General features: G+C 61.8%; 1 protein-coding gene. It reads right to left on the bottom strand.

Features of this window, described 5'->3' with window-relative positions:
- On the bottom strand, positions 1-259 hold a 259-nt coding region (locus EOC06_RS34410; RefSeq protein ID WP_128309902.1), incomplete at its 3' end, for an ATP-binding cassette domain-containing protein.
- Positions 260-304 lie beyond the last annotated feature (45 nt).

The raw sequence follows: 304 nt of genomic DNA, 5'->3' as shown, positions 1-304 counted from the left end.
CCGGATAGTTGATGAACTGCTGGTAGACCATGGCGATCTTGCGCTTCTGCACCGGCACACCGGTGACATTCTGGCCGTCGAACCAGATCGAACCGGAGGTCGGCACGTCCAGGCCGGCCATCAGCCGCATCAGGCTTGTCTTGCCGGAAAGCGTCGGTCCGAGCAGGACGTTGAGCGAGCCGTGCTGGAGCGTCAGCGACACGTCGCTTATATGCTCGACCGCGCCGACCGCCTTGGTGACGTTTCTCAGTTCCAGCATGACGCCTCCTCCCAGGCCTTCCGCATCAGCTCAAACCCCTCTTCA

It is taken from the genome of Mesorhizobium sp. M7A.F.Ca.MR.362.00.0.0 (genome assembly GCF_004023175.1).
Classification (GTDB): domain Bacteria; phylum Pseudomonadota; class Alphaproteobacteria; order Rhizobiales; family Rhizobiaceae; genus Mesorhizobium.
Note: the sequence above shows the minus strand (reverse complement) of the source record. Positions and strands in the feature narration are given on the sequence as shown.